We start from the raw sequence: 6847 nt of genomic DNA on the forward strand, positions 1-6847 counted from the left end.
CTTGCGTGATCCCACCCGATCAGATCGAGGTCTACAAGCAGAGGGTGTTGGGGGAGGTCTACCAAGAGGAAAAGAACGAACCGAGAGTCGATGCTTTCCTGGCCGGACAGCGCTTCTGGAATGATTACCTGCAAGAGTATCACCGCAGTGCCCTGCTGAGCTGGAACGCAAAGTATCCGAGGCATTTTTGATCGAGAGCGCAAACCCAACACATTGAAGATGTAAAGAAATCACCATGTTTTTTCTCAAGAAACCATTACTCGGCTGCGGCGACGACAGCATCGGTCGTTACCACCCTCCGCAAAACCAACCCCAGCCGGTGAACACAAGGCCGCCAGCCGCACCCTCGCCACTGCGAGAGCCTGGGTCGCCATTGAGGCCACGCACGACGCGGGAAGAATGGGCTGCGGGCGCACCTGCCGACCCGGGCCTGGACCGAAATGCAGCAAAAGACGCAATAACACTCCCGCCAGAGCAAAGGCGCACTGCCCTGGCGATAATCGACAGGGTCCGTGCGAAGAAGATTGAGGGTGTTCCTCTGAGCGAGCTCGGCCTGCGTAGCCTGCCGGAAGAGTTCGGAGATGATTTAAGCCATGCGAAGACCATCGATCTCTCGCAGAACAAGCTCTATTCATTGACGACTTCTGTCGCGAAGCTCACGAAATTGGTGAACCTGGATCTCGAAGCAAACTTGCTGCCGAAATTGCCTGACGAGATAGGTCAGATGAAGAAGATTCGAAGGCTCAATCTGAGGGGGAACCTGTTAAAAACGCTGCCAGAGGCGATTGGGGCGATCCACGACCTCACTTATCTTCACGTGGACGGGAACCGTCTCGAAGCGCTGCCGGCAGCTCTGGGACGGTTGGTGCAACTTCGAGTCCTCACTGCGAGCTACAACCTTCTTCAAGGTCATCTACCGGCTGAGCTGAGATACCTGGAGCAGTTGAAAAAGCTCGATCTGTCTCACAATCAGATCTGGACTCTCCCTCCGGCATGGTCTGACTTGTTTTCGCGTCTGAAGTCCGCCATTCTGTCGGACAATCGGCTGCAGGCACTTCCGGAGTCGTTCAAGCTTCCTAATCGAAAGTCTGATCTCGATCTCCGTAATAACCCGTTGGTTACGCTTCCCGGGAACTATGGCGGCTTCACGTACAAATGGCTGTCGGGCGACAATATCAGAAGTGCAGACAGGCACCTTACCGTATCTGTAACGAACACCGGTATCCGACAAGGCCTTGTGAATGAGGGGCGGCTGTTAGAAGGTGACGGCATATTTCGCGAGGGTCCGGGACTTCTGCACGAGGACCGGCCCATGCCCCCACCGCTGTTCGACCTCGACGTGCGCTCGGAACTCTCTGTGGAACAGTTCGTTCGGGAGAATCAGGAAGTTGGCGGACTTGAGGGGCTTGACTACGCCAGACAGCGCGCAGAAGATTATTCGAGGGCGGAGAAATTGGCCCCACGCGACGCCTGGATCGCCGAGGTTGCCAACGAATACGCGAATTTCCCGGGAAATAATGCACTAGAGCTAGAGCCATTTCCGATGTACCCCGAGCTCCGGCCGCCGCGAACCGCCGGGGCATGGCCCACTCTTGGCGCAGCAGCCGCTCCGCCGGGCGGATACCCGGCAGGATTCGTTGGAATGACTCCAGGGCCTTCCTTCGCACCCAATGATGCGGGCCCGTCAAACATCGATTACCAAGCGGCGGCGAATGTTGCAGTCACGGACAAGGCAAAGGTGCGAGCGGGGATGGACGTGTTGCGTCGCGAATTAAAAGCCTTGCCGCTGGAGACCCGGACAGCGATAGTCAGTGCCCTGGAAGCCTTTCCCGCTGAACTTGTCGAAGCCAAACTCGCGGAAAATCTCGAAGCAGCCAAACTCGCGGCAGCGCTCGAAGCGCTTCACGTGGCCGAATCCTCAACGGTGCCCCCCCGCCCTCGTGAGAAGCCCGCATATTCCACTCGGCCGGCTCAAGCATTCGCGCAAGGCAGCACGCGGCCCGCGCATCTTGCCGAAGGCAGCAGCAGGACGGCTTTTTCCGCTGTAGGCCGAACCTCGGAAGCGCGCGGAAGCCTCCAGCGTGGCTGGCCCCAAGAACGGCCGATATCACCTCCCCCGTGGGAGCGCATTCCCAAGAGAGATCCCGAGTGGGCCCTAGGGCCTACTGACGAGGACCAGTATGGCTACATGTACGATCATCCGCAGATGGAATATGGCTATCCCGGTATTCAAATCGAAGAAATTTACCCAGCTCCCGTAGTCCAAGAGGCGAAGTGGTACGAGTATTTGTGGGATATGGGAGAAAAGCCCTACGACCCCTATAGAGAATTTGAATGAAGCCCATTCGTAACCCATTATTCAACCTGAGCGACTACGAGGCATACAGACGTCGACTTTTTGGGGAGCATGACCCGCATTCCCAGCAGGCGGCTCGGCCACCCTCTTCCAGGGAGGCGGGCGCTCTGCGAGAAGCACTGCCCCCTCGGAGCGACCGTATCGAGGACATACACCGTCGTAGCGGCCTTTCCCCCTCGGGTCCCATTGGTAACCCATTTCTCAACCTGAGCGCCTACGAGGAACACAGACGTCGACTTCTTGGGGAGCGTGACCCGCACTCCCAGCAGGCGGCTCGGCCACCCTTTTCCAGGGAGGCGGGCGCTCTGCGAGAAGCACTGCCCCCTCGGAGCGACCGTATCGAGGAACTACACCGTCGTACAGGCCTTTCCCCCTCGTTTAACAGGCCATCGCGCGCGGAAGTATTGAACCGCCCCTCATCGCGCATTGGCTCGTCCTCCTCCGCCACTTCGAACTTCGGCTTCCCACTTCCATCCCTCGCCTCCATAGAACGCTCGTCCATGGCGAATGTTCGGCGGGCGGCAAATCAAGACAATTTCGCCGGACCGGTCGCCTTCCCATCCAGGCCGATCCAAAATTTTGGCCAAGCGGGCCCTTCATTTCCTGACGCGGCTGGAAGCGTAGCTTTCACCCGCGGCCTTGAGTACAAGGGAACAGGTCTGCGCAAGCGTGGTTGCACCATCGCCGCCATTGCAATGGCAACCAAAAATCGGTTCGGAACCGTCTGCGACGTAGCAGTGAGAATCGCGAACTATGACGGCTCAGACGGTGTGCAGTTTGACGATGGAAAAAGGATTCTTGAGGAGCTCGGCGTTTCCGCCTCCGTTCACCGCCAAAATGGCACATGGAGCCAATTTCCCGACAGGTCCATCATCACTGTCGTCGGGCCGACAGGAGGGCCGCATGCCGTCTACTTCAGACGAAAGCCGGACGGTAGCGAAGTTATCTATGACTGGAAAAAGATAGATAGCCCGGTTCCCACCAGTGGTTACCAACTTTTGACGGGCGGCCATAAATACATTGCGTTAGCCAACTAGATTCCTTGACTGAGCAACGTCGGGGTTGTCGTCATCCGCGCCCCGAAACCCCAAGTCCACGATGGCCTGCTTGGGGCTGCGTCCCAAGTCCTGCCGCAAGGTGTTGGTTTGCTCGAGTTGCGCGGCAAGGATATGCCCGTCGTATGGATTGCCGGGGGAAACTCCTGGCTCCGATCATCAGGCCGGCCTTGTGCCTTCACGCGCATCTGTGCTGAGATTCGAAGCACGGTCAGCGCGAAATGTTCGCGCCTATATACACGCATTCGCAAGCGCCGGTTCGACCAAGCCGCTCTCGAGGCACAGTGGAGAAATTGCAACCCTTGCTGCGCGCGTTGACCGATTGGACAGGCCGTGCCATTGACATATCGGGGCAACGCATCTGCAGTCGGTGGGTCCCCGAAAAAGGGGCCACACCAAACACTACTCGACCATCGCCAAGGACGAACTTTCGTGCATCGCATCAGAGCCGGGCTGTCCGGCCTTCTACAGAAGTCAAAACCCGAGGACATTTCCATCGCGCCTGCGTCAGGCCGGCACGCGGCAGAACAGCGCATTCCGGTGGCATCCAGGATCGCCCGGCGTGCCAACAAGAATTTGTCGCAGGATGACATACCAAGGGTACGGCGCCCGCTGCCTCCCGAGATCCTCCGAGGTCCCGCAGTAGCCGCCGCAGTTCAACACCCCGACATTGCAGCGCGCATGCAGGAAATGAAAGGCTACCTCGCGGAGCTGCGCCTGACCCATGCACATCGCCGGGAACTGCTTCGCTGCCGCGATGCGGAGTTTCTGGACCTTCTGGTAGCGATGGAAAACGATCGTGACCCCTCGCTGCGGCTCAGCGCGCACATCGTCGACACTGCCGTGCTCGGCGACGATTGGAACGCGACCTTGAAGGCGACGACCGGCCTGGCACGCGCGGCCAAGGAAGGGATGGACCATGGCGCTTGGCATGCCGTGGTGAGCATCGATGGCCATGAGGTGGCGCTCTCGGCCAGACACGACGCGGAAAACCCGTCACGTATTTCGCTGGTCGTCGTGGACAGCCTCAAGAAGAATTTCGAGACCCGTGTCTGGAAGCACATCGCTGGGGCTCTATGCCACCACTTGAAGAATGCTTTGGGCATGGAGGACAAGCCCGCCGATGCAAAGGTCTGGGTAAGCTGCGTGAACACCTCGACGCAGATCACCGGAGACGGCGGCGCCATATTCGCCCTCTACGCAGTGCGCGAAATGCCCAGCGATGCGGACGTCGCGAAACTGCATGACGAAATGCGTTCGGAGCAGGCCGCTCACCGTGCCCCCGCCGCAGCCCGCGTGTTCGATGGCAACCACCTTCTTGGCGCACGTTTTTTCAAGCTCATGGCTCAGAAGCTGAGCATGGACGAATTGCTGGAAAAAAGACCCAAGCTGGAAGACGTACCGGTCAACCAGAAAGGAGACACGTTGCGCACCTACCAGAATGCGAATCTGGTCTCTCAGCATCCGCGGCACGGCCCGGCCTTTGAACACAATGATGCCTATGAGCGGAAGCGACTTGGCGCCTACGAGCGACTCATCGAGCACGTCGAGATTGCGGCTGGACCGAAATTGAGCCCCGCGCGGGGGGATGCGTTCGAAACTGCGTCCAATGCATTGCCGCCTGTGCAAGAAGGGACACCTGAGTCTTCGCAACCGTCCGAACTCCAGAGCAGCTTCAAGTACAAGCCTGATTCCGACGAGAAGTCCTCAGTCCCTTCGGCGGACAAATTCCAGCCTGCGGACGGCACCGCCTCCCCATGCAGCGACCGGAGCAAACTGAGTGCCCAACGAGACTCCGATAGCAAATCGTCGCGTCGTGCTGCAAGAAAGTCCGAGCGGCGCCGGTCGCAGAACGATGCTGAGTTGACAAATGCCTATGAGCGAAAGCGACTTGGCGCCCACGAGCGACTCATCGAGCACATCGAGCACATCGGGATTGCGGCTGGACCGAAATTGAGCCCCGCGCGGGGGGATGCGTTCGAAACTGCGTCCAATGCATTGCCGCCTGTTCAAGAAGGGACACCTGAGTCTTTGCAACCGTCCGAGCCCCAGAGCAGCTTCAAGTACAAGCCTGATTCCGACGAGAAGTCGTCAGTCTCTTCGGCGGACGAATTCCAGTCTGCGGACGGCACCGCCTCCCCATCCAGCGACCGGAGCAAACTGAGTGCTCAACGAGACTCCAATAGCGAATCGTCGCGTCGTGCTGCAAGAAAGTCCGAGCGGCGCCGGTCGCAGAACGATGCTGAGTTGACAACTCGTCAATCATCCGTTGATGCAGGCCACCACGACCCGAGGTCGCAGGACAAAGCGCGGAAGGAGGGTTCGTTGTACCGCTCCGCACGAGAAGACGCAGACTCGGGTCCGGACGCAAAGCACGTGCAAAGTCCAAAGCTCCAAGGACAACCCGTACAACAGGATGAAGACAAAAGGCGCACTTCCCTGAATTTGAATCAGGCCTCTAAGCAGCCACGGCACCGAGACAGCGAATCGTCGCGTCGTGCTGGAAGAAGGTCCAACCGGTCGCAGAACGATGATGAGTTGGTGGATCGTCCAGCATTCGTTGATGCAGGTCGCCGCGACTCGAGGTCGCACGGCAATGCGCGGATGGAGGATTCTTCGCACTACGCCGCACGAGGAGACGCAGCGGGCCCGGACGAAAAACACGTGCGTCATCGTCTGAAATCACAGCACTCTCGGTTCAAACCTGAGCGTGTGACTCAGACGGTCTCTCAACAGCCGCGGTACGACGACGTGGCCTATCAGCACAACGACCACTACAAGGTCCGAAGCAGATCCAAGGACAATTTGGCTTTCGACGAGAAGTTGACAGTCCGTTCGCGGCACACACCCAAGCCTGCGGACGGCAGCGCCCTCCCCCCGCAACAATCTAAGCAAGCCAGGGCGGCCCAACGAGACTTCGACGGCGAACCGTCGCGTTCTGTCGGAAAAAGCTCCGAGCGGCGGCGGTTGCAAAACAATGATGAGTTAACGGGTCGTCCAGCATCAGTTGATGCAGGTCGCCACTCGAGGTCGCACGGCAAAGCGCGGATGGAGGACTATTCGTATTACGCCGCACGAAGAGACGAAGCGGGCCCGAACGCAGCGCACGCGAATCCTCCTCTGGCATCTCAGCACGTTCAGTTCGAACAAGACCCGTACAAGGGGGTACCGTATCGCTCGGGTTTCGCTCAAGGCAGCGAATACCAGGCGGCAGGGAACCATCGGTCTGGCTTCTACGGCCCGACGGTCGTGCCCCAGTCCACCCCGCTGCTCAAGGAGCTACTGACCATATTGCAGGAGGCGACAGTATCAAGAAACACGGCCGTTGCTCCCCAGCCCGCGTTCCAGCGGGAGTATGGCCACAGGCTGCAAGAGCAGGTCGCGGCACGTGGCACGCTGTTCAACTACGAGATGCCACTGTACGGTGACCCTACGC

The 6847-nt window shown here is 59.0% G+C and carries 4 protein-coding genes and 1 pseudogene; 4 read left to right on the plus strand and 1 reads right to left on the minus strand.

From position 1 onward, the window contains the following. The 3 genes from AC30NL_RS05445 to AC30NL_RS05455 form a co-directional block, all read left to right on the plus strand. On the plus strand, positions 1-191 hold a 191-nt coding region (locus AC30NL_RS05445; RefSeq protein ID WP_489462997.1), incomplete at its 5' end, for a hypothetical protein. 44 nt (positions 192-235) lie between these two features. Beyond that, positions 236-2338 (plus strand): leucine-rich repeat domain-containing protein, encoded by a 2103-nt coding sequence (locus AC30NL_RS05450; protein ID WP_489462998.1) that lies wholly within the window; start codon positions 236-238, stop codon positions 2336-2338. A gap of 518 nt (positions 2339-2856) precedes the next feature. Next, complete coding sequence (locus tag AC30NL_RS05455; protein WP_489462999.1) at positions 2857-3393, plus strand: hypothetical protein; 537 nt, start codon at positions 2857-2859, stop codon at positions 3391-3393. Between the two features lie 33 nt (positions 3394-3426). Here AC30NL_RS05455 and AC30NL_RS05460 read toward each other — a convergent pair. After that, positions 3427-3583: pseudogene (locus AC30NL_RS05460) on the minus strand (IS5/IS1182 family transposase); the annotation flags it as partial. Between the two features lie 518 nt (positions 3584-4101). Here AC30NL_RS05460 and AC30NL_RS05465 point away from each other — a divergent pair. Then, the coding region (locus tag AC30NL_RS05465) for a YopJ family acetyltransferase (RefSeq protein ID WP_489463000.1) at positions 4102-6847 on the plus strand (2746 nt) is incomplete at its 3' end.

Origin of the sequence: Rhizobacter sp. (assembly GCA_021153565.1) — a bacterium.
Taxonomy (GTDB): domain Bacteria; phylum Pseudomonadota; class Gammaproteobacteria; order Burkholderiales; family Burkholderiaceae_C; genus Albitalea.

Excerpts from the sequence above, each read along its gene's own strand:
- AC30NL_RS05450 (WP_489462998.1), top strand. The coding sequence starts at position 236 with ATGTTTTTTCTCAAGAAACCATTACTCGGCTGCGGCGACGACAGCATC.
- AC30NL_RS05455 (WP_489462999.1), top strand. The coding sequence starts at position 2,857 with ATGGCGAATGTTCGGCGGGCGGCAAATCAAGACAATTTCGCCGGACCG.